Source organism: Micrococcus luteus NCTC 2665, assembly GCF_000023205.1.
Classification (GTDB): Bacteria; Actinomycetota; Actinomycetes; order Actinomycetales; family Micrococcaceae; genus Micrococcus; species Micrococcus luteus.
This window is the reverse complement of the sequence record NC_012803.1, coordinates 1,497,758-1,519,868: the sequence shown is the minus strand read 5'-3', so window position 1 is coordinate 1,519,868 and position 22,111 is coordinate 1,497,758. Positions and strand designations below refer to the sequence as shown.

The window sequence follows — 22,111 nt, the reverse complement described above, 5'->3', positions numbered from 1 at the left end:
ACCGCCCCCGGACCCGCGCGTACCTTCGAGGGGATGAGGGCCCCGCCACCCGGGGCGCCTCCGTCGTCCTCCCCACGGTCACCGGGGAGCGCCGCCACGGTCACCGGCGGCACGCGACGGTCGTGTCCCCCTCCCCGCACCGGGGGCCCCGCACCAGGAGGTTCCCCGTGACACCCACTGCAGGTCCTGGCCGGCCCCCTGCGCTCGGCGCCCAGGGCACGCTCTTCGACGAGGGCAGGACCCAGGGCGACGACGTCGGCTTCCGCGGTCCCACCGCGTGCAAGGCCGCCGGCATCACCTATCGCCAGCTCGACTACTGGGCCCGCACGGATCTCGTGGCCCCCACGGTCCGCAGCGCCTCCGGCTCCGGCTCCCAGCGGCTGTACTCGTTCCGCGACATCCTCGTCCTCAAGGTGGTCAAGCGCCTCCTGGACACCGGCGTCTCGCTCCAGCAGATCCGCACCGCCGTGGGCCACCTGCGCGAGCGGGGCGTCGAGGACCTGGCGCAGATCACCCTGATGAGCGACGGCGCCTCGGTGTACGAGTGCACCTCGGCGGACGAGGTCGTGGACCTCGTCCAGGGCGGCCAGGGCGTCTTCGGGATCGCCGTCGGCCGCGTGTGGCGCGAGGTCGAGGGCAGCCTCGCCGAGCTGCCGCGCGAGAGCGTGGTGGGCGCCCCCGAGCCGGGGGACGAGCTGGCCGGGCGGCGTCGGGCCCGCCGCTCCGCCTGACCCTCCACCGCGGGCGCCCCGGAGGGCCGAGCCAGTCATCTTTCGTCTCGCAGCGGTGAGTGTGCGCGACACGAGGCGGAACTCGCGTGCGGTGTGACACACTCCCAACCATGACCGCACCTGTCGAGAACTTCACCCCTCCAGAGGACGCGGCCGGGTCGACCGGAGCCGGCGCCGTCTTCTCCAAGGTCTTGGTGGCCAACCGCGGCGAGATCGCTGTCCGCGCCTTCCGCGCCTGCTACGAGCTGGGCGCCCGCACCGTCGCCGTCTTCCCCTACGAGGACCGCAATTCGATCCACCGCCAGAAGGCGGACGAGGCCTACCGCATCGGCGAGGAGGGCCACCCCGTGCGCGCCTACCTCGACGTGGACGAGATCATCCGCGTGGCGAAGGACGCCGGGGCCGACGCGATCTATCCGGGCTACGGCTTCCTGTCGGAGAACGCCGGCCTGGCCCGTGCCGCGGCCGAGAACGGGATCACCTTCGTCGGCCCGCCCGCCGACGTCCTCGAGCTGACCGGCAACAAGGTCGAGGCCCTGCGCGCGGCCAAGCGTGCGGGCATCCCCACCCTGGCCTCCTCGGACCCGAGCGCCGACGTCGAGTGGCTCCTGGAGCAGGCCGAGGAGATCGGCTTCCCCATCTTCGTCAAGGCCGTCGCCGGAGGCGGCGGCCGCGGCATGCGCCGCGTCGAGCGCCGCGAGGACCTGCGCGGCTCACTCGAGGCCGCGATGCGCGAGGCGGACACCGCCTTCGGCGACCCCACCGTGTTCCTCGAGCAGGCCGTCCTGCGTCCGCGGCACATCGAGGTGCAGATCCTCGCCGACGGCGAGGGCAACGTCGTGCACCTCTTCGAGCGGGACTGCTCGCTCCAGCGCCGCCACCAGAAGGTCATCGAGATGGCCCCGGCCCCGAACCTGGACGAGGAGATCCGGCAGGCCCTGCACCGGGACGCCGTCGCCTTCGCCAAGGAGATGGGGTACGTCAACGCGGGCACCGTCGAGTTCCTCGTGGACACGGCGGGCGAGCGTGCGGGCCAGCACGTGTTCATCGAGATGAACCCCCGCATCCAGGTGGAGCACACCGTGACCGAGGAGGTCACGGACGTGGACCTGGTGGGCGCGCAGCTGCGCATCGCCGCCGGCGCCACCCTGCCCGAGCTGGGCATCACGCAGGACGCCCTCCAGGTCCGCGGCTTCGCCATCCAGTGCCGCATCACCACCGAGGACCCGGCCAACGGCTTCCGCCCGGACACCGGCACCATCACCGCCTACCGCTCGGCCGGCGGCTCCGGTGTGCGCCTCGACGGCGGCACCATCTACGCCGGTGCGGAGATCAGCCCGCACTTCGACTCCATGCTGGTCAAGCTCACCTGCCGCGGACGCGACTACGCCACGGCCGTGCGCCGCGTGCGCCGCGCCCTGGCAGAGTTCCGCGTGCGCGGCGTGGCCACCAACATCCCGTTCCTGATGAACGTGATGGACGACCCGCAGTTCCTCAGCGGCGACGTCGCCACGGACTTCATCGACAAGCACCCCGAGCTGGCCACGGTGAACCGCTCCCAGGACCGCGGATCCAAGGCCCTGCAGTATCTCGTGGACGTCACCGTCAACCAGCCGCACGGCCCGCGCGTCGAGGGCATCGACCCTCGTGACCGCCTCCCGGAGCACCCGGGCGACAAGCACCAGGAGCCGGACCGCTCGCCCTTCGACGGCCCGAGTCGGAACGAGGACGCGGTGCCCCCGCACGGCTGGCGTCAGGTGCTGCTGGAGCAGGGCCCCGAGGGCTTCGCCCGCACCCTGCGTGAGCAGACCGCGCTGGCCGTCACGGACACCACGTTCCGCGACGCCCACCAGTCCCTGCTGGCCACCCGCGTCCGCACGCGCGACCTGCTGGCCGCCGCCCCCGCCGTCGCGCACACCCTGCCGGGGCTGCTCTCGGTGGAGGCCTGGGGCGGGGCGACGTACGACGTCGCGCTGCGCTTCCTCCACGAGGACCCGTGGCAGCGCCTCGAGCTGCTGCGCGCAGAGCTGCCGAACATCCCGATCCAGATGCTGCTGCGCGGCCGCAACACGGTGGGATACACGCCGTACCCCACCGAGGTGACGGACGCGTTCGTGGCCGAGGCCGCGGCGTCCGGCGTCGACGTGTTCCGCATCTTCGACGCCCTCAACGACGTCGAACAGATCGCCCCGGCCATCGAGGCGGTGCGTGCCACGGGCACCGCCGTGGCCGAGGCGGCCCTGTGCTACACGGGCAACATGACGGACCCGAAGGAGACGCTCTACACGCTCGACTACTACCTGGGCCTCGCCCGCCGGATGGTCGACGCCGGCGCCCACGTCCTGGCGATCAAGGACATGGCGGGCCTGCTGCGGCCCGCCGCGGCGCGCGAGCTGGTCACCGCCCTGCGCGCCGAGTTCGACCTGCCCGTGCACCTGCACACGCACGACACCGCCGGCGGTCAGCTGGCCACCCTGCTCGCAGCGGCGGAGGCCGGCGTGGACGCCGTCGACGCGGCCACCGCGTCCATGGCGGGCACCACCAGCCAGGTGCCGCTGTCCGCCCTGGTGGCGGCGCTCGAGCACACGGAGCGGGACACCGGTCTCGGCCTCGAGGCCGCCACCGCGATGGAGCCCTACTGGGAGTCCGTCCGCTCGGCGTACGCGCCCTTCGAGGCGGGGCTGCCCGCCCCGACCGGCCGCGTGTACCACCACGAGATCCCGGGCGGCCAGCTGTCCAACCTGCGCACGCAGGCGATCGCGCTCGGCCTGGGGGAGCGGTTCGAGGCCATCGAGTCGATGTACGCCGCGGCCGACGACCTGCTCGGCCACCTCGTCAAGGTCACCCCGTCCTCCAAGGTGGTGGGCGATCTGGCGCTGCAGCTGGTCGGCTCCGGCGTGGACCCGAAGGAGTTCGCGGAGCGTCCGCAGGAGTTCGACATCCCGGACTCCGTGATCGGCTTCCTGCGCGGTGAGCTCGGCGACCCGCCCGGCGGCTGGCCGGAGCCCTTCCGGACCAAGGCCCTCCAGGGTCGCCGCGAGGGCGCGGGCATGGTGGAGATCTCCGCGGAGGACTCGAGCGCCCTCGCCGAGGCCGGACAGACCCGCCGCGGGGTGCTGAACCGCCTGCTCTTCCCCGGCCCCACGAAGGAGTTCGAGGCGCACCGCGAGGAGTTCGGGGACACCGTCACCCTGCACACCCGCGACTTCCTCTACGGCCTCGTCCCCGGGCGCGAGCACGTCATCTCGCTCGGACGCGGTGTGCGGCTGCTCGCCACCCTCATGTCCGTCTCCGAGCCGGACGAGAAGGGCATGCGCACCGTGATGGTCACCCTGAACGGCCAGCTGCGCCAGATGACCGTCCGCGACCGCTCGATCGAGTCCACCGTGCGGACCGCGGAGAAGGCGGACCCCGGCACCCCCGGCCACGTCGCCGCCCCGTTCGCGGGCTCGGTCACCGTCCAGGTGGCCGAGGGCGACGCCGTCGAGGTCGGCCAGGCGGTGGCCACGATCGAGGCGATGAAGATGGAGGCCGCGATCACGGCCCAGGCCGCGGGCACCGTGCGCCGCGTGGTCACGGAGGGCATCACGCCCGTCAACGGCGGGGACCTGCTGCTCGTGATCGAGTGAGCCCCGCGTGAGCCCGCCGCCGGCGGGCCACCCCACGGGCCCGGACGCCACGCGTCCGGGCCCGTGCCTATCCTGGGAGGCATGGCCACCACTGCGGAACACCACGACCTGCTCATCATCGGATCCGGATCGGGGAACTCCCTGGTCAGCGAACACTGGAAGGGCCGGAGCGTCGTGATCGCCGACTCCGGCACGTTCGGCGGCACCTGCCTGAACGTCGGCTGCATCCCCACCAAGATGTACGCCTACCCGGCCAGCCTGGCGGCGCTGCCGCCCGAGGCCCGGAGCCTCGGGGTGGGGCTGGAGTTCACGGGCGCCGACTTCCCGGCCATCCGGGACCGCATCTTCACGCGCATCGACGGCATCAGCCGGGACGGGCTGCGCTACCGCCGGGATGATCTGGACTACACGAGCGTGATCCAGGAGGAGGTGCGCTTCGTCGGTCCCCGCCGCGTGCGCACCGCCTCGGGTCGGGAGATCACGGCGGACCAGGTCGTGGTCGCCGCGGGGTCGCGGCCCACCCTCCCGGAGATCCCAGGTCTGGACCTGCCGTCGGTGCACACCTCGGACACCGTCATGCGACTGGATCGGCTGCCGCGGCGGCTGCTCGTGGTGGGCGGCGGGTTCATCGCCTGCGAGTTCGCGTCCGTCTTCGCCGGGCTGGGCACCGAGGTCGTCCAGGTCAACCGCGGCCACCGGCTGCTCAAGCAGCACGACATGTCCGTGTCCACGACGTTCACGAGGATCGCGGCCCGACGGTGGGACCTGCGCACGGGGTGGACCCCGGCCGGGATCGAACCGGTCGAGGACGCCGAGCGGGCCGCGGACGGCTGGGTCCGGGTGCGCCTGGATCGCGCGGAGGGCCAGGAGCAGACCGGCATCGTGGAGGAGGCCATCGAGGCGGACGCGGTGCTGATCGCGGTCGGCCGGACGCCGAACACGGACCGCCTCGACCCCGCCGCCGCGGGACTGGACGTCACCGACGACGGCGTCCTGGCCAGCGACGAGCACCAGCGCGCGCTCTCCGACGGTGCGCCGGTGGAGGGGGTCTACGTGCTCGGGGACGTCGCCAACACGTGGCAGCTCAAGCACGTGGCCAACCACGAGGCCCGCGTCGTCGCGCACAACCTGGAGCATCCGGACGACCTCCGCGCCAACACGCTCGGCCCCGTGCCGGCGGCCGTGTTCACCCACCCGCAGGCGGCCTCCGTCGGGCTCACGGTGGAGCAGGCGCTCGCCGACTACGGCGCGGACGCGATCACGGTGAAGACCCAGTCCTTCGGGGACGTCGCCTACGGCTGGGCCATGGAGGACACCGAGGGTGTGTGCACCGTCGTCGCGGAGAAGGCCACCGGACGGATCCTGGGCGGGCACATCCTGGGGCACGAGGCCGCGAACCTCATCCAGCCGCTCGTGACCGGCATGGCGTTCGGCATCGACGCCCACCGGCTCGCGCGGGGCCAGTACTGGCCCCACCCGGCCCTCACCGAGGTCGTCGAGAACGCGCTGCTGGGCCTGGACGTGCCGGACTCCGGTCTGCTCTGACCGGACCCGCGGGGACGACGACGCCCGGCCGCGGGGGCCGGGCGCCGTCGTCGAGGGGGCGTTCAGTTCTGCGGGGCGGGCTCCCCGTAGATGTCCGCGATCTGCGCGGCGAAGTCCTTCATGATCGCCGACCGGCGCATCTTCAGGGACGGGGTCACATGGCCCTCCTCCAGGGAGAAGTCGCGGTCGAGGATGCGGAACTCCCGGATCCCCTCGGCGCGCGAGACCAGGCTGTTGGCCTTGTCCACGGCCTCCTGGATGTGGCGGCGCACCGCGTCCTCGCGTGCGGCCGCGGCGACGTCGAGGTCCTTCGGCAGCCCGTTCGCGGCGAGCCACGCGGGCAGGGTGTCGGTGTCGAGGGTGACGATCGCCGCGATGAAGGGCTTGCCGTCGCCGACCACCATCACCTGGGAGATGAGCGCGTCGCTGCGGATCGCGTCCTCGAGCATCGCCGGTGCCACGTTCTTGCCGCCGGCCGTCACCAGCAGCTCCTTCTTGCGGCCGGTGATCGTGAGGAAGCCGTCGTCGTCCAGGGCCCCGAGGTCGCCGGTGCGGAACCAGCCGTCCTCGAAAGCCTCCTCGTTCGCCTCCGGCCGGTTGTGGTAGCCGCGCATCAGCGACGTGCCGCGCGTGAGGATCTCGCCGTCCTCGGCGATCCGCACCTGGTTGCCGCCGAGGGGGTGTCCGACCGTGCCGATCTTCAGCCGGTCCGGCCGGCCCACGGTGATGGGGGCCGTCGTCTCGGTGAGGCCGTAGCCCTCGAGGATGGTCACGCCCACGCCGCGGAAGAAGTGCGCCAGGTCGGTGGAGAGGGGGCCGCCGCCGGAGACCGCGTACGCGAGCCGGCCGCCCATGGCCGTCCGGATCCGGCGGTAGATCAGCGCGGAGTAGAACGCGCGCTGCAGCCGCAGGGGCGCCGTCATCTGGCCCGAGTCCAGCGCCCGGGACCAGCGGATCGCCACGTCCGCGCCACGGCGGAAGATCTTCTCCTTGCCGCCGCTCTGCGCGTTGAGCAGCGCCGCGTTGTAGATCTTCTCGAACACGCGCGGCACGGCCAGCACGAAGCTCGGCTGGAAGGTCTGCAGGGAGACCGAGAGCCGCTTGATGTCCGAGACGTGCCCGCAGCGTGCGCCCGCGGCGACGGTGAGCACGGAGACGAAGCGCGCGAACACGTGCGCCAGGGGGATGAACAGCACGGTGGAGGTGTCCTGGCGCACGACGTCGCCGAGCGAGGAGGACAGGGTCTGGTTGACGAGCTCCGCGAAGTTCTCGTGCGTGAGCTCGCAGCCCTTGGGTCGGCCCGTGGTGCCGGAGGTGTAGATGATGGTCGCCAGGTCGGCCAGGCCGGCGGAGGACCGGCGCGTCTCGAGCTCCTCATCGGTGACGTCCGTGCCCAGGGCGACGAGCGCCTCGAGACCGGAGCCGGGGGCGCCGTCGGCCGGGTCCATCGTCCACAGGCCGATCAGCTCCGGCAGGCCCTCGCGCTGCACCGCGTCCCGCACCGTCTTGGCGAGGTCCTCGTTCCCGGTCACGACGGCGCGCACGTGCGAGTCCTCGATGATCCAGGACACCTGGCTGACGGAGGAGGTCTCGTACACGGGCACGGTGACCGCGCCGGCATACCAGATGGCGAAGTCGACCAGTGTCCACTCCAGGCGGGTGGAGGCCAGGAGCCCGACCGTCTCCCCGGGCTGGATCCCGGCGGCGATGAGCCCCTTGGCCAGGGCCCGCACGCGTTCGCGGGCGTCCCGGGCGGAGACGTCCGTCCACTGATCCTGCGCGTCCGCCACCGCGAAGAGGCCGTGGTCGGGACGCTCCGTGGCCTGGCGTTCCAGGAAGTCCGTGATGTTCGCCTCCGGGGACAGGCGGGGCTGGTACGGCTCGCTGATCTCGTGCATGGGACTCCTCGGGCGTTGGGTCGGTTCCGACGACCGGTGGTCGGCAGAACGGAAGTAAGTGTGAGTCGTGTCACGCACACTCTACAACCGGGAGCGGTGGGGTCCGGGGCGCGACTCAGTGCGTCGTCATGGCGGCGACCGCGCTCCGGCCGTGGTCGATCAGCAGCGGCAGGTCGTAGTCGAGCGTGGCGACGTGGCGGCTGCGGGGCAGTCCCACCACCTCCACGGGGGCCTGGCGCAGGCCCCGCACCAGGGTCCGGTGGCTCGAGGCGGGCACGACGGCGTCGCGGGCGGACCGGTAGACCGTCACGGGCGCCGTGATCTGCGGCAGGGCGCGGCGGGCGGCCCGCTGGATGCGGCCGAGGGCGGCGACGCCGGCCGTCGGCGTGCGGGGGTAGGCGCGCTCGCGCGCCGTCGGGTCCGCGATGTCGTCCGCGATCGGGTCGACCGTGGGGACGAACGGGGCCAGCAGCGGGGCGAAGGGGGCGAGCGGGCTGGCGAAGCGCAGCGCGGGGTTCACCACGAGCACCCCGGCCACGGGTCGGTGGGCCGCGGCGTCGAGCGCGAGGGCGCCGCCCATCGAGATGCCCGCCATGACCACGCGGCCGTGTCGGGCGAGCTCGAGGTCCACGACGGCCCGGACGGCGGCGCGGATCTCGTCCGCACCGGTGGCGGCCAGGTCCTCCCACCGGGTGCCGTGCCCCGGCAGCAGGGGCACGCTCACGGGGGAGCCGCCTGCCGCGAGCCCCTCGGCCCAGGCGCGGACGGAGGCCGGAGTCGAGGTGAACCCGTGCAGGAGCACGACGCAGTGGTCGCGCCGGGCGGGAGCGGCGGGCATGAGGCGCAGGGGGAGGTCCTCGGGGGCGACGGCGACGGGGCGGGGCATGGTGCCAGGGTAAGGCAGGGGAACCGTACGATGGGCAGGCACCCGACCGCCCCGACCGGAAGGCCCTCGTGTCCACGTTCTACTGGTCCGCCAAGACGTTCGCCGTGGCTCCGGCCACCCGCCTGCTGTTCCGCCCCTGGGTGAAGGGCCTCGGGAACGTGCCGACCGAGGGGCCGGCGATCCTGGCCAGCAACCACCTGTCCGTCTCGGACTCGGTGTTCATGCCGGCCATGCTCGACCGCCAGGTGCACTTCCTGGCCAAGCACGAGTACTTCACCGGCCCGGGCGTGAAGGGGTGGGTCACCCGCCGGTTCTTCGAGGCCGCGAACCAGCTGCCCATGGACCGCTCCGGCGGAGAGGCGTCCCTGCGCTCGCTGGACGCGGGCCTCGAGGCGCTGCGGGAGGGCCGGCTGCTCGGGATCTACCCGGAGGGCACCCGCAGCCCGGACGGGCGGCTGCATCGAGGCAGGATCGGCGTGGCCAAGCTTGCGCTGGCCTCGGGCGCGCCCGTGGTGCCCATCGCGATGATCGGCACGGACCGGGTCCAGCCGATCGGCCACGTGCTGCCGCGGATCCGGCGCCTGGGCATGATCTTCGGCGAGCCGCTGGACTTCTCCGGCCGTGCCGAGGCCGCCGACGACCGCCGGGTGCTGCGGGAGGTGACGGACGAGATCATGGAGGCCATCCGGCGCCTGTCGGGCCAGGAGTACGTGGACACCTACGCGGCGGACGTGAAGGCGGGCCGCATGGCCGCTCCGCCGCGCGCCCGCGACTGAGCGGGGCCCGCGCGTCGTCATCCGGGGACGCCCAGACCGGGGCGCGGCCCGCGGCCCCTAGCCTGGTGTGCATGACTGAAGACCCCCGCGAGAAGATCCTGGCCTTCGGCACCGCCATCTCGGAGGGCGCCGCCGACATCCCCGGTCTGGACCACTGGCGCTCGCTGCCGATCGCGCAGGCGCCGTCCTGGGCGGACGAGGCCGATCACCACGCCGCCGTCGCCGAGCTGAGCGCTCTGCCCCCGCTCGTCTTCGCGGGCGAGGTCGACCTGCTGCGCGCCCGTCTGGCCGACGTCGCCCAGGGCCGCGCGTTCCTCCTGCAGGGCGGCGACTGCGCTGAGACGTTCGCCGGGTCCACCGCCAACCGGATCAGCGCCCGGGTGAAGACCATCCTGCAGATGGCCGCGGTGCTGACCTACGGCGCCTCCATGCCGGTCGTGAAGATGGGTCGGATCGCCGGCCAGTTCGCGAAGCCGCGGTCCTCGGACACGGAGACCCGCGACGGCGTCACGCTGCCCAGCTTCCGCGGCGAGATCGTGAACGGCTACGAGTTCACCGAGCAGGCCCGCCGGCACGACGCCCGACGGATGGTGCAGGCGTACCACACCTCCGCCTCCACCCTGAACCTGGTCCGCGCCTTCACCCAGGGCGGCTTCGCCGATCTGCGCAGCGTGCACCAGTGGAACCAGGGCTTCATGGCCAACCCGGCCTACGCCCAGTACGAGGAGATGGCCGCCGAGATCGACCGCGCGGTCCGTTTCATGAACGCCGCGGGCGTGGACTTCGAGGCCATGCGCCGCACCGAGTTCTACTCGGCCCACGAGGCGCTCCTGCTCGACTACGAACGCGCCCTGACCCGCGTGGACTCGCGCAGCGGCGACCCCTGCGCCACGAGCGCCCACTTCCTGTGGATCGGCGAGCGCACCCGCCAGGTGGACGGCGCCCACGTCGACTTCCTCTCCCGGGTCCGCAACCCGATCGGCGTGAAGCTCGGCCCGACCACCACGGTCGCGGACGCGCTCGAGCTCGCCGAGCGGCTGGACCCGGAGCGCGAGCCGGGCCGCCTGACCTTCATCACCCGCATGGGTGCGGAGCGGATCCGGGACGTGCTGCCCGGCATCGTCGAGGGCGTCCGCGACGCAGGGCTGGAGCCGGTGTGGGTCACCGACCCCATGCACGGCAACACCGTGACCGCGGCCAACGGCTACAAGACCCGCCGGTTCGAGGACGTGATGGACGAGGTCAGCGGCTTCTTCGAGGTGCACCGCGAGCTCGGCACGCACCCGGGCGGCATGCACGTCGAGCTGACCGGCGACGACGTCGCCGAGTGCCTGGGCGGCTCCGACCCGATCAACGAGGCCGACTTCGACGCCCGCTACGAGACGCTGTGCGACCCGCGGCTGAACCACCAGCAGTCCCTGGAGATGGCGTTCAAGGTCACCGAGGCCCTCTCGCACCCCGAGCGCCGCGCGCCGCGGGCCTGACCGCGCGGCCGGGCACGCCCCGGCTCAGCCGACCCAGACGTGGACCGCGGTGCCCTCCGGCAGCGCGGTCCCGGCGGCGGGGGACTGGTGCAGGACCCGGGACTCGCCCCGGGCGGAGAGCGGCAGCGGCAGGCGATGCACGCGGGCGTCCCAGCCCTCGTCCGCCAGCGTCGTGTGCGCGGTCTCCGGATCCTGCCCGGTCATGTCCGGCACCGGGCGCATGGCGCGGCCCTCGGAGAGCACCACGCGGACCGCGGTGCCCGGCGTCGCCTGCTCGCCGGGGGCCGGGTGCTGCTCGATCACGGCCCCGGCCGGCACTGCGGGATCGGTGCGGCGCTCCGCGACCTCCACGGTGAATCGGGCGTCCCGGGCCACGCCGTGGGCCTGCCGGATCACGACGCCGGTCAGGTCGGGCACCGGCACCGGCGCGGGGCCGGCGGAGACGGTGAGCTCGACGGGGGCGCCGCGCCCAGCCGGCTCCCCGGCCGCGGGTGAGCTGGCGACGACCGTGCCCTCCGTGCGGAGTTCGTCATGCCGGGCCGTGACCGCCGCGGTGAAGCCCGCGGCGGTCAGCCGTTCCTCCGCCGCCTCCCGGGCCAGCCCGTCGAGGTCGGGGACCACCGCCACGCCACCGACTCCGAGGCCGCCGGAGCCCAGCGTCCAGCCCAGCAGCAGGGCGACGCCGGTGAGCAGCAGGGTCACGGCCGCGCCGATCGCCGCGGCCCGGCCGGTGCCCTGGCCGAGGTCGAGGGCGGGGCGGCGGGCCGCCCGACGCAGCCGCCGCCGGGAGCCGCGCCCCGGATGCCGGTCCGCCGGAGCGGGGTCGACCGCGAGCGGGCCGATCGGCACCGCCGGGCGCGCGGCGGGCCGCCTGTCGCCCCTGTGCGTCGCCGCACGGGTGTCGATGACGTCGGTCATGTCCTCGTCGAGGGCGGACTCAGCCAGGGCGGGGAGCACGCGCGTCGCGTGATGGTCGCCGGCGTCGAGGGCCCGGGTCTGCAGGTCCCCGTCCGGGGCTGCGTCCTCGAGGCCATCGGCGGCGGGGGCGGCCGCCGCCGGCTCCGCGCCCGGGCCCGCGGCGGGGCTGCGGTCCGGTTCGTCGGGGTCCAGGCCCGCCGCCACGGCCTCGATGCGGTGCAGGAGCTCGCCGGCACCGGCGGGCCGGTCGGCCGGGTCCGGCTCGGTGCACCACAGCACGAGGTCGTCGAGGTCCTCGGGGAGCCCGGGGTGGAGCGTGGACGGCACGGGGACCCGCTCGTGGACGTGCCGGTAGGCGACCTGCAGCGCGGTCGCCGCGGTGTACGGCTGGCGGCCCGTGAGCAGCTCGAACAGGATGATGCCCACGGCGTACACGTCGGAGCGGGCGTCGGCGGGCGCCCCGGCGATGTGCTCGGGGGCGAGGTAGGCGGGCGTGCCCACGACGGCCTGCCCGGCCATGGTGTGGGCCGTGGCGGCGCGGGAGAGGCCGAAGTCCGCGACCGTCACCCGGCCGTCCTCGCGGACGAGCACGTTCTCGGGCTTCACGTCCCGGTGGACCAGTCCGGCGCGGTGCGCGGCGGCCAGGCCGTCGACGAGCGGACGCAGGTACCGCAGCGCCTCCCGGGGCGAGAGCGGTGCACGGTCCCGGATGACGGCGCGCAGCGTGCGGCCGGGCACGTGCTCCATCACGAGGTAGGCCAGCACGTCGCCGTCCTCGGCCTCGGTGTGGCCCTGGTCCAGGACCGCGACGACGTGGGGGTGGGACAGCCGCGCCGTCGTCTTGGCCTCCTGCTCGAACCGGCCGACGAGGACGGGGTCCTCCGCCAGGTGCGGGTGCATGACCTTGAGCGCCACCTGGCGGTCGAGACGCTCGTCCACGGCCAGGTAGACGGTGGACATGCCGCCCCGGGCCAGCCGCTCGACGACCCGGTAGCGGCCGTCGACGATGCCCCCCACGAGGGGGTCCCGGCGTGCGCTGCTCATCGTCCCAGGGTAGGACAGGCGGCGGACCCCCTCGGGGCGGTCCGCCGCCGGCGGATCAGAACATCGCCATCGCGGCGCGCACCTTGGCCACGTAGTCCCGTGCCTCCGGGTTCAGGCCGCTGTCCAGCACTCCGCCGAGGCCCTGGTAGTAGGCCCCGATGCCCTCATCGAGGGTGGGGGTGCGGTCCTGCACGTACTTGATGAACGCAACGCCGGCCACCACGTTGTCGTGGGGGTCCAGCAGGTTCAGCTCGCGGCCCACCAGCTCCGAGGCGAACTCGCCCGTGATCGGGATGACCTGCATCGCCCCCACGGCATTGCCGGGGGAGACCGAGGCCATGCGGAAGCGGGACTCGGTGTACGCGTGGCCCAGGGCCAGGCGAGGGTCCACGCCCATCCGCTCGGCGGTCTCGCGGACGATCTGCTGCATCTGCTCGGGGGTGGGCTGCGGGACGGAGCGCAGCAGGCGCAGGTTCTCGTTCGCCGAGGCCGTCACGTGCGGCGCGTAGGTGCGCCCGAGGAAGGTGTCGCCGACCGCCTGGACGGCGGAGACCGGCTCCACCTCGAGGGTGCCGTCGGAGATCACGAGCACGTCGCCGGGGTGCAGCGTCGAGGCCCGCGTCAGGCCGTTGAGCTCGCGCAGACGGGGGATGGAGACCTCGAACCGCTGGGAGATCCCCCAGAGGGAGTCGCCGGAGACCACGGTGTACCGGACCGTCCCGCCGGCCGCCGTCGGGGCCTTCGACGCCGGCGCGGTGGCGGGGGCCGTGGGCGGGGCGGTCGACGCGGGGGCCTTCGGTGCGGCGGCCGTGCGCTGCGTGGTCAGGACCATGCCCGGGTGGAGCATGCTCGAGGCGCTCATGCCGTTGAGGCGTTGCAGCTGCGCGGCGGAGACACCGGTGCGGCGGGCGATGACCCACCACCCGTCGTTCGGCTGCACCGTGTAGGTCCCGGGGGCCGGGGCCGGGGCCGCCGCGCCGGTCAGGCGGAGCTCGTCACCCGGGTAGAGCACGGTCTCCAGGCCCAGGCCGTTGAACCGCAGCAGGTCGGCGACGGAGACGCCGCGGGCGGCCGAGATCCGGGTGAGGGAGTCGCCCGGGCGCACGGTGTGCACCGCCGCCTCCTGGGCGTGGGCCTGGGCGGGCAGACCGGTGAGCAGCAGCAGGGGCACTGCGCCGCCGGTCAGGACGGAGCGCAGGCGGCGGGAGCGGACGGGGGTGTGGGGCACGGCAGACCTCGGCATCGGATCGGGCGGATGGAACACGACGGGGAAGTGACGGGTGGGACCCGTGGCCCCCGCGGTCGACCGACGACGTCGGCGCCCGGCCATGGAGCCTCGGCGATGTTATCGGATTGTGATCTTCGTGACCATACTGAGATCCATGCCGTCTGGGGCGCGGTGGGCCGGGCCCGTCGGCGGCCACGTAGGCTGGCGCCCGTGAGCACCACTTCCTCCGACACCCCGGTCCCCGCTGACGCGATCCCCGCCGAGCTCGACGCCCTCGTGGGCGAGTGGCTCTCCGTGCCCGACGTGGCGGAGCGCCTCGACCAGCGCGTGACCCGCGTCCACAACCTCGTGCATGATCGCCGCCTGCTGGCCGTGCGTCGCCCCGCGCCCGCGGTGCGGTCCGTGCCGGCGCTGTTCCTCACCGAGACCGGCGTGCTCGATTCCCTGCAGGGGACGCTCGTGTTGCTGGCCGACGCCGGCTTCTCCGACGAGGAGGCTCTCCGTTGGCTGTTCACCGAGGACGAGTCGTTGCCCGGCCGGCCCATCGACGCGCTCCGGGACGGTCGGAAGACCGAGATCCGGCGCCGCGCCCAGGCCCTGGCCTGGTGAGCCGACCCGCGGGCGGCCATCCGCCCGCGGGGTCCGTGCGGCTCAGTGGCGGCGCGACGTGTATGCGTCGATCAGCCGCGTGAGTTCGGCGCTCACGTCCTCGGGGACGCCGTGCGCGAGCAGGCCCGCCACGGCCCCGGCCGCCTCGTGCGCGAGCACCGCGACCCGCTCTTCGACGGCCTGGCGCGCACCGCACGCCTCGAGGACGGCCTGCCAGTGGGCCACCCGGTCCGCGCCGAGGTCGGGATCGCCGAGGTCCGCGTCGAGCGCGACGGCCTCGTCCGGGGCGAGCAGCTCGACGGCGCGGGCGATGAGCACCGTCTGCTTCCCCTCCCGCAGGTCGTCTCCCGCGGGCTTGCCCGTGGTCGCCGGATCGCCGAACACGCCGAGCAGGTCGTCCCGATACTGGAAGGCCATGCCGAACGGCAGCGACACCCGGGCGAACGCGGTCACCAGCCCGTCGTCCGCCCCCGCCAGCAGCCCGCCCAGGGCCAGCGGGTGCACCGCCGAATAGCGCGCCGACTTGTGCTCCACCACCGCCTCGGCGGCCGCCTCGGCCTCCCGGGCATCGCGCGCCGCCGGGGCCATCTCGGCCACCACGTCGAGGTACTGACCCGCCATCACGCCGAAGCGCATCCGCGCGAGCTCGGCCCGCGCCCGGTCCTCCCGGGGCGTGCCGGCGAGGACGCGCGCGAAGGCCGTCTCGCTCATCCCCAGGGCGACGTCGCCGGCGAGGATCGCGGCGGAGACGCCGAAGTGCTCCGCGGCGTGGCGCCAGCCCGCCTCCCGGTGGAGGGACTCGAAGCGGCGGTGCACGCTGGGCATCCCGCGGCGGGTGTCCGAGCGGTCGAGGATGTCGTCGTGGATCAGCGCCGCGGCCTGGAACAGCTCGAACGCCGCGCCCGCCTCGGCGATGCGGGGGTCCTCCGCCTCGCCACCGGCCGCCCGCCAGCCAAGCCAGGCCAGGACGGCGCGCAGGCGCTTGCCGCCCGCGGTCAGGTCCGCGATCGCGTCCACGAGGGGCGCCGTCAGCGGGTGGATGCCCCGGGCGAGTTCGCGGTGCTCCGCCAGCAGGCGGTCGAGGGCGTCGGCGACGGCGGCGCGGAAGCGGTCCTGGTCGGCGGGACGGGGGCGGGGGCGGGGGACGGCGACGTCGGCGGGCATGGCCCCACCCTAGCCGCGCCGCGCGGCGGCTCGCCGGTCCCGGATAGGCTCGGTCCATGTCCGAGACCGCGCCCGCTGCACCCCGCGATGAGGCGACGATCCTGCACGTGGACATGGACGCGTTCTTCCTGTCCGTCGAGCTGCGCGAACAGCCCGACCTCGAGGGGCGTCCCGCCGCCGTCGCCGCCCCGAGCGGCCGGTCCGTGGTGCTCTCCGCCTCGTACGCGGCGCGGGCCTACGGGGTCCGCTCGGCGATGCCCCTGGCGCACGCCCGCGCCCTGTGCCCACCCCTCGTGGTCATCCCGCCGCGCCAGCAGCTCTACCGGGCCGTCTCCGCCGAGGTGATGGCCGTGCTCGCGGACGTGACCCCCGTGATGGAGCAGCTCAGCGTGGACGAGGCGTTCCTCGACGTCGCCGGCGCCCGCCGCCGGCTCGGCCCGCCCGAGCACATCGGCCACCTGATCCGGGAGCGCGTCCGCTCAGCGCTGGGGCTGCCGTGCACCGTGGGCGGCTCGGCCGTGAAGTTCGTGGCCAAGACGGCGTCCACCGCGGCCAAGCCCGACGGCCTGCTGATCGTGCCGCCGCAGCGCACCCTGGACTTCCTCCATCCGCTGCCCGTGGGCCGGCTGTGGGGCGTGGGCCCCAAGGCGGCCGAGCGGCTCGCCCGGCGGGGGGTGGCGACCATCGGTGACCTCGCCCGGGTGGACCCCGCGCGGCTGGAGGCGTCGTTCGGGGCTGCCGGCCGGGAGTGGGCGTCGCTCGCCCGGGGCATCGACCCGCGCCCCGTCGCCCCGCGCCCGGCGGCCCGCAGCATCGGCGCGGACCACACCTTCGACGTCGACCCCGTCGACGTCGTGGGCGTCGACCCGGAGGTCCTGCGCCTGTGCCACCGGGTCGCGGCCCGGCTGCGTGCGGAGCAGGTCACCGCCGGCGCGGTGACGGTCCGCCTCAAGGCGCCGGACGGGTCGGTCCGCAGCCGCACCGCCCGCCTCGCCCGGCCGACCGCCACGGGCCACGACCTCCTCGGCCCGGCGCGGCGGCTCGTCCGCGAGCTGCACGCCGAACGGCCGCATCCGGTCCGGCTCGTGGGCGTGCGCGCCGAGCGCCTCGGGGACGAGGCCGATCAGCCCCCGGCCCAGGAGGCGCTCTTCGGCGGTCCCGCCTGGGGGACGGAGGGCGAGGCGTCGGAGGCGGGCGACTGGGCTGGTGCCGAGGCCGCCCTGGACGCCGTCGCCCGGCGCTTCCCGACGGCGGCCGTGCGGCCGGCGTCGCTGCTGGGTCGCCGCGAGGCCCGCGCCGACGCCCGCCGGGACGCGCCGCGGCCGGGCCCCGGAGGCCCGGACCGGGAGTGAGGGGTTCCGGGGCCGGCGACGTCGCCACCTGGCTAGGGTGGGGCGGCAGGTCCTATCCTGGAGGGCAAGTCGGACGCGCGGGCGTCCCCTCCCGGTCCCGGAGGTGTCGGAGGCCGCGTTCGAAGGAGTCGCCATGCCCCTCTCAGAGCATGAGCAGCGGATGCTGGACCAGCTGGAGCAGCAGCTGCGCACCGAGGACCCCCGGCTGGCCACCCAGATGGCGGACACGGGGCGGCATCGGCTGCCCGTGGGTCGCGTCGTGGCCGGGGCCGTCCTCGCAGTGGTCGGGCTGCTCGTCGTGGTCCTCGGGGTCGCCAACCACGCGATCCTCCTGGGCGTGCTCGGCGTCGTCGTCATCGGGGCCGGCATCTTCCTGCTGACCACGCGGCCGCGCGCTGTCGCCTCCGGGGCCTCGGGCCCGGAGGCCCGCCGGTCGGGCGCACCGCGACGGCAGGGAGGCGGCGACTTCATGGGCCGCCTCGAGCGGCGCTGGGACGAGCGGCGCGCCGGAGGCGACTGAGCGCCTGGCCCGCCGGGCCCCCACTATCCTCCACTCCAGGCCCCGATCCGCTCCGGATCGGGGCCTTTCCGCTGCTCGAGGCCCCGTCGTCGCCGCGGCCCTCCACCGGGGCCCACCGGTCCTTCACGTCCCTCCACGGCGACGCCGGCCCCGGGACCCGCGGGATGGCGCGCCGGACTCGGGGGGCCTCGACACGCCCGTGGCGCCGGGACCCGCGTCCGGGGTTGATGGTGGAGGGAAGTGGGGTAATGTGGAGGGAAGGAGAGAGCATGGGTCCCGACCTTGGTCGGGAGGGACCGCTTGACGAGCCAGGGGGTGTGCCGTGTTCTTGGGCACGTACACCCCCCGGCTCGACGAGAAGTCCCGGCTGATCCTCCCCGCCAAGTTCCGCGAGGAGCTGGCGGAGGGGCTGGTCCTGACCCGGGGTCAGGAGCGCTGCATCTACGTGTTCAGCGCTCGTGAGTTCGAGCGGGTCCACGAGCAGATGAGGTCGGCTCCACTGTCCTCCCGCCAGGCCCGTGACTACATCCGCGTCTTCCTCTCGGGGGCGTCGGACGAGGTCCCGGACAAGCAGGGTCGGGTGACCGTGCCGGCGCCGTTGCGGCAGTATGCGGGGCTGGACCGGGACGTGACCGTGATCGGCGCGGGGACGCGAGTGGAGATCTGGGACTCGGAGTCCTGGAACACCTACCTCGCCGAGCAGGAAGCCGCCTTCTCCGAGACCGACGAGGACGTCCTGCCCGGCGTCTTCTGACCGTGACCACCCGACCTCGAGCGAGACCTCCAGCCGACGCCGCCGCACCTGACCCGTCTTCCCCTGGGCCAGGCGCGGCGGCGGACGGATGGGGATCCCGCCCGAGGTCCGCCAGGACCGCGATGTGAGCAGGAGGTCGAGAGTGGACGCAGGCCAGCCGCGCCCGGAGGACCGCCACCTGCCCGTGATGCGGGACCGCGTCGTCGACCTCCTCGCCCCCGCCGTCCAGGCCGCGCTCGAGGCTGGCCGCACGCCCGTCGCCGTCGACGGCACGCTGGGCATGGGCGGGCACACCGAGGCCCTGCTGACCCGGTTCCCCCACCTGCGCGTCATCGGCATCGACCGCGACGCCCACGCCCAGGCCATGGCCGCCGAGCGCCTCGGCCCCCTCGCCGACCGTGTGATCCCCTTCCACGGCACCTACGACCGGGTGCCCGAGGCCATGGCCGCCGCGGGCGTCACGAAGGTCGACGCCGCGCTCTACGACCTCGGCGTGTCCTCCTACCAGCTGGACGACCGGGAGCGCGGCTTCGCCTACTCTTACGACGCTCCGCTGGACATGCGCATGGACGACACCGCCGAGCGCTCCGCCGCGACACTCGTGGCGGAGCTGGACGAGCAGGAACTGCGCCGCATCATCCGTCGCGACGGCGAGGAGCGCTTCGCCGGCCCCATCGCACGGGCCATCGTCCGAGCCCGCGCCGAAGCACCCATCGAGACCACCGGACGCCTCGTCGAGGTGATCCGCTCGGCCGTCCCCGTCGCCGCGGGGGCCACCGGCGGGCACCCGGCCAAGCGCACCTTCCAGGCCCTGCGCATCGCCGTGAACGAGGAGCTCGACATCCTCGACGCCGCCGTGCCCGCCATCCTCGACGCCCTCCACGTGGGCGGCCGCCTCGTGGTGATGAGCTACCACTCCCTCGAGGACCGCATCACGAAGCGACACCTGAGCGCGTGGGCCACGTCCACGGCGCCCCCGGGGTTCCCGGTGGTGCTGGAGGAGCACGAACCCGTGGTGCGGGTGCTCACCCGTGGCACCGAGAAGCCCACCGAAGAAGAGATCTCAGAGAACCGTCGCGCCTCCTCCGCGAAAGTGCGGGCGGTTGAGAAGATCAGGACGTCCAGGACCACGGCATGACGCTGCACGAGGAGATGAGCATGGCCGCACACGCACGGATCGCGGGGTCGCTGCGCCCCGGGTCGACCCCCGTCGCCCCTGCGCGGCCGGCTCCGCAGGAGCGCACGCCGCTCTCGGTGGTGCCCGCCCCGCTGCCCCGATCCCGCTCCGGCGTGACCGTGCTGTGCGTCCTCGTGGTGCTCGCCGCGCTCGCGGCGGTGCTCGTCATGAACATCACGATGTCCAACCGGCAGTACGCCCTCCTGGACCTGCGCCAGGAGCAGCAGGCCGTCACCGAGACCAATGAGCGGCTGGCCGAGCAGGTCGGGAACCTCGAGGCGCCGCAGAACCTGGCCGCGCGCGCCGACGCCCTCGGGATGGTCGCCCCCGCCGGCACCGCCTCCGTTGACGCGGGCACGGGCGAGTTCAGCGGCGAGGCCCAGGCGGCCCAGGACGGCGACGTCTCCGGCACCTACGTCGCGCCGCCGGCGGACGCGGACGTGGTCCGTCAGGGGGCGTCCGCCGAGGGCCAGGACGAGATCGAGGGACCGCGCACCCTCGGCGGTGAGGACGCCTCCGCCGCCGCCGACCAGGACGCCGCCGACCGTTGAACGACCGTCCCGCCTCGCACCGTGCCCGCGGCGGATCGACGGTCGGGCCCGCTCCCGGGCACCCCGCCGTGCGCACCCGCATCCTGCTGCTGCTCGTCCTCGTCCTGCTCGGCGGGCTCGCGCTGCGGCTCGTCTACGTGCAGGGCATCGACCCCACGGGGCAGGCCGCGGCGGCCATGGACCAGCGCCTGACGCACCAGGAGACCCTGCCGCAGCGCGGGTCCATCCTGGACCGCGACGGCGACGTGCTGGCCGCCAGCGTGCGCCGATACGACATCGTCGTGGACCAGCGCCTCGTCAAGGACTTCAACGAATGGGACCGCGAGGCCCGGGAGACCGTGCTCGTGGACGTGGACTCGCGCCTGGCCAGCCTGGCCGAGGTGCTCGGCATGTCGGAGGAGGAGGTGCGCGAGGCCACCATCGGCTCCCGCCCGTACGCCGTGGTGCGTCGCTCCGTGACCCCGGAGGTGCGGGACGCGGCCATGGCACTCAACGTGCCGGGCCTGCTCTCCGAGGCGGTGGACCGCCGCACCTACCCGAACGGGTCGATCGCCGGCAGCATCATCGGCTTCATGGGTGGTGACGGCACCGCCCTCGAAGGCCTCGAGCTCAGCCAGGACGACGTCATGACCGGCACCCCGGGCACCCGCACGTTCGAGGTGGGCGCGGACGGCATCCGCATCCCCAACGCCCCGCTCGAGGAGGTTCCGGCCGTGGACGGCGCCGACCTGCGCCTGACCGTGGACAAGGACGCCCAGTGGTTCGCGCAGGAGACCCTCGGCGCCCTCGCCGCCGAGTACGACGCGGAGTGGGCGAACGCCGTCGTGATGGACGTGAAGACGGGCGACGTGATCGTCATGGCGGACTCCACCACGGTGGACCCCGCCGACCCCGACGCCACCGAGGCGAACTTCCGCACCTCCACCGTGATGAGCACCCCGTACGAGCCGGGCTCCACGGGCAAGGCGCTGCCGATCGCGGCCGCCGTCGATGCCGGGAAGGTCACCGCCACGGACGGGTTCACCGTCCCCAGCAGCCAGGACTTCGACGGGCAGACCATCCGGGACTTCTCCCCGCACCCGACGTTCGACATGACCGTCGCAGGCATCTACGCGCGCTCCTACAACACGGGCACGGTGCAGATCGCCGAGACGATCACGGACGAGCAGCGCTACGAGTACATGCGCTCCTTCGGGGTCGGCCAGCCCATCGACCTCGGGCTGCCGCAGCAGGCGGGCAGCGTCCTCGTCCCGCCCGAGCAGTGGGACGGCCGCCAGCGCCTGACCACGGCCTTCGGCCAGGGCTACACCCAGACCACCCTGCACACCGCCCAGATGTACCAGGCCCTCGCCAACGGCGGCGTGCTGATCCCGGCCCGGCTGATCGGCGCCACGGTGGACGGCGACGGCGCGGAGAAGCGCTGGGAGTCGTCCGCGGAGCCCCACCGCGTGGTCTCCGAGGAGACGGCGGCGCAGATGCTCCGCATGATGGAGACCGTCGTGACGCAGGGCACCAGCAAGGCCGCCGCGATCCCCGGGTATCGCGTGGGCGGCAAGTCCTCCACCGCCGAGGCCGCGAGCGACACCGGCACGTACGACGGCTACAACTTCGGCTTCACCGCCGTCGCCCCGCTCGACGACCCCCGCTTCGTGGTGTCCGTGTCCCTGCATCGGCCGCCGTCGAAGCAGGGCTCCCGGGACGTGTCCGTCGCGGCCGCCACGATCATGGAGTACATGCTCCGCCAGGCGGACGTGCCCGCCACCGGAGCCGAGCCGAACGACTACCGCGTCTTCGTGGACGATCCGCAGGACCGGCCGTGGTGACCCACGCCGCCGGCCCCGAGCA

The 22,111-nt window shown here is 74.1% G+C and carries 17 protein-coding genes; 12 read left to right on the top strand and 5 right to left on the bottom strand.

Features of this window, described 5'->3' with window-relative positions; all coding sequences use genetic code 11:
- Positions 1 to 167 precede the first annotated feature (167 nt).
- The 3 genes from MLUT_RS18420 (at position 168) to MLUT_RS18410 (ending at position 5,905) form a co-directional block, all read left to right on the top strand.
- Positions 168 to 731, top strand: a complete 564-nt coding sequence (locus MLUT_RS18420; protein ID WP_012750924.1) for a MerR family transcriptional regulator — start codon at positions 168 to 170, stop codon at positions 729 to 731.
- Between the two features lie 110 nt (positions 732 to 841).
- A complete protein-coding gene (locus MLUT_RS18415; RefSeq protein ID WP_010078478.1) occupies positions 842 to 4,360 on the top strand; it encodes a pyruvate carboxylase in 3,519 nt (1,172 codons plus the stop codon).
- Positions 4,361 to 4,441: 81 nt separating this feature from the next.
- Entirely contained in the window at positions 4,442 to 5,905 is a 1,464-nt protein-coding gene (locus tag MLUT_RS18410) for a mycothione reductase (protein ID WP_010078479.1), read from the top strand.
- Between the two features lie 62 nt (positions 5,906 to 5,967).
- Here MLUT_RS18410 and MLUT_RS18405 read toward each other — a convergent pair whose 3' ends face one another.
- Positions 5,968 to 7,803 (bottom strand): AMP-dependent synthetase/ligase, encoded by a 1,836-nt coding sequence (locus tag MLUT_RS18405; protein WP_010078480.1) that lies wholly within the window; start codon positions 7,801 to 7,803, stop codon positions 5,968 to 5,970.
- 115 nt (positions 7,804 to 7,918) lie between these two features.
- Entirely contained in the window at positions 7,919 to 8,689 is a 771-nt protein-coding gene (locus MLUT_RS18400; protein WP_010078481.1) for an alpha/beta hydrolase, read from the bottom strand.
- A 68-nt stretch (positions 8,690 to 8,757) separates the two neighbouring features.
- On the opposite strand from MLUT_RS18400, the gene MLUT_RS18395 reads away from it, so the two are divergent.
- Together MLUT_RS18395 and MLUT_RS18390 are read left to right on the top strand one after the other, a co-directional pair.
- On the top strand, positions 8,758 to 9,465 hold the full coding sequence (locus MLUT_RS18395; RefSeq protein ID WP_012750923.1) for a lysophospholipid acyltransferase family protein: 708 nt from the start codon (positions 8,758 to 8,760) through the stop codon (positions 9,463 to 9,465).
- 71 nt (positions 9,466 to 9,536) lie between these two features.
- Positions 9,537 to 10,949, top strand: coding sequence for a class II 3-deoxy-7-phosphoheptulonate synthase (locus MLUT_RS18390; protein ID WP_010078484.1), 1,413 nt, complete (start codon positions 9,537 to 9,539; stop codon positions 10,947 to 10,949).
- A gap of 24 nt (positions 10,950 to 10,973) precedes the next feature.
- Here the strand turns inward: MLUT_RS18390 and pknB are convergent, their stop codons facing one another.
- Positions 10,974 to 12,911, bottom strand: coding sequence for a Stk1 family PASTA domain-containing Ser/Thr kinase (pknB, locus tag MLUT_RS18385; protein WP_231936593.1), 1,938 nt, complete (start codon positions 12,909 to 12,911; stop codon positions 10,974 to 10,976).
- A gap of 55 nt (positions 12,912 to 12,966) precedes the next feature.
- Positions 12,967 to 14,139, bottom strand: coding sequence for a LysM peptidoglycan-binding domain-containing protein (locus MLUT_RS18380; RefSeq protein WP_010078487.1), 1,173 nt, complete (start codon positions 14,137 to 14,139; stop codon positions 12,967 to 12,969).
- A gap of 210 nt (positions 14,140 to 14,349) precedes the next feature.
- Between MLUT_RS18380 and MLUT_RS18375 the strand changes: the two genes are divergently transcribed.
- Positions 14,350 to 14,748: an Rv2175c family DNA-binding protein gene (locus MLUT_RS18375; RefSeq protein WP_010078488.1), complete on the top strand. Its 399-nt coding sequence runs from the start codon at positions 14,350 to 14,352 to the stop codon at positions 14,746 to 14,748.
- A 42-nt stretch (positions 14,749 to 14,790) separates the two neighbouring features.
- On the opposite strand, the gene MLUT_RS18370 is transcribed toward MLUT_RS18375, so the two are convergent.
- Positions 14,791 to 15,912, bottom strand: coding sequence for a polyprenyl synthetase family protein (locus tag MLUT_RS18370; RefSeq protein WP_012750921.1), 1,122 nt, complete (start codon positions 15,910 to 15,912; stop codon positions 14,791 to 14,793).
- Positions 15,913 to 15,968: 56 nt separating this feature from the next.
- Here MLUT_RS18370 and dinB point away from each other — a divergent pair, with 56 nt between their 5' ends.
- From dinB to MLUT_RS18340, 6 genes are all read left to right on the top strand, one after another.
- A complete protein-coding gene (gene dinB, locus MLUT_RS18365; protein WP_012750920.1) occupies positions 15,969 to 17,264 on the top strand; it encodes a DNA polymerase IV in 1,296 nt (431 codons plus the stop codon).
- 133 nt (positions 17,265 to 17,397) lie between these two features.
- Complete coding sequence (locus tag MLUT_RS18360; protein WP_012750919.1) at positions 17,398 to 17,784, top strand: SCO2097 family morphological protein; 387 nt, start codon at positions 17,398 to 17,400, stop codon at positions 17,782 to 17,784.
- Between the two features lie 322 nt (positions 17,785 to 18,106).
- A complete protein-coding gene (gene mraZ / locus MLUT_RS18355; protein WP_002854575.1) occupies positions 18,107 to 18,538 on the top strand; it encodes a division/cell wall cluster transcriptional repressor MraZ in 432 nt (143 codons plus the stop codon).
- 142 nt (positions 18,539 to 18,680) lie between these two features.
- Complete coding sequence (gene rsmH / locus MLUT_RS18350) at positions 18,681 to 19,676, top strand: 16S rRNA (cytosine(1402)-N(4))-methyltransferase RsmH (protein ID WP_010078493.1); 996 nt, start codon at positions 18,681 to 18,683, stop codon at positions 19,674 to 19,676.
- A gap of 20 nt (positions 19,677 to 19,696) precedes the next feature.
- Positions 19,697 to 20,266: a cell division protein FtsL gene (gene ftsL, locus MLUT_RS18345; protein ID WP_256998710.1), complete on the top strand. Its 570-nt coding sequence runs from the start codon at positions 19,697 to 19,699 to the stop codon at positions 20,264 to 20,266.
- Positions 20,267 to 20,334: 68 nt separating this feature from the next.
- Positions 20,335 to 22,089 carry a peptidoglycan D,D-transpeptidase FtsI family protein gene (locus tag MLUT_RS18340; RefSeq protein ID WP_231936592.1) on the top strand — a complete coding sequence of 585 codons (1,755 nt, stop codon included), beginning with the start codon at positions 20,335 to 20,337 and terminating at the stop codon, positions 22,087 to 22,089.
- Positions 22,090 to 22,111 lie beyond the last annotated feature (22 nt).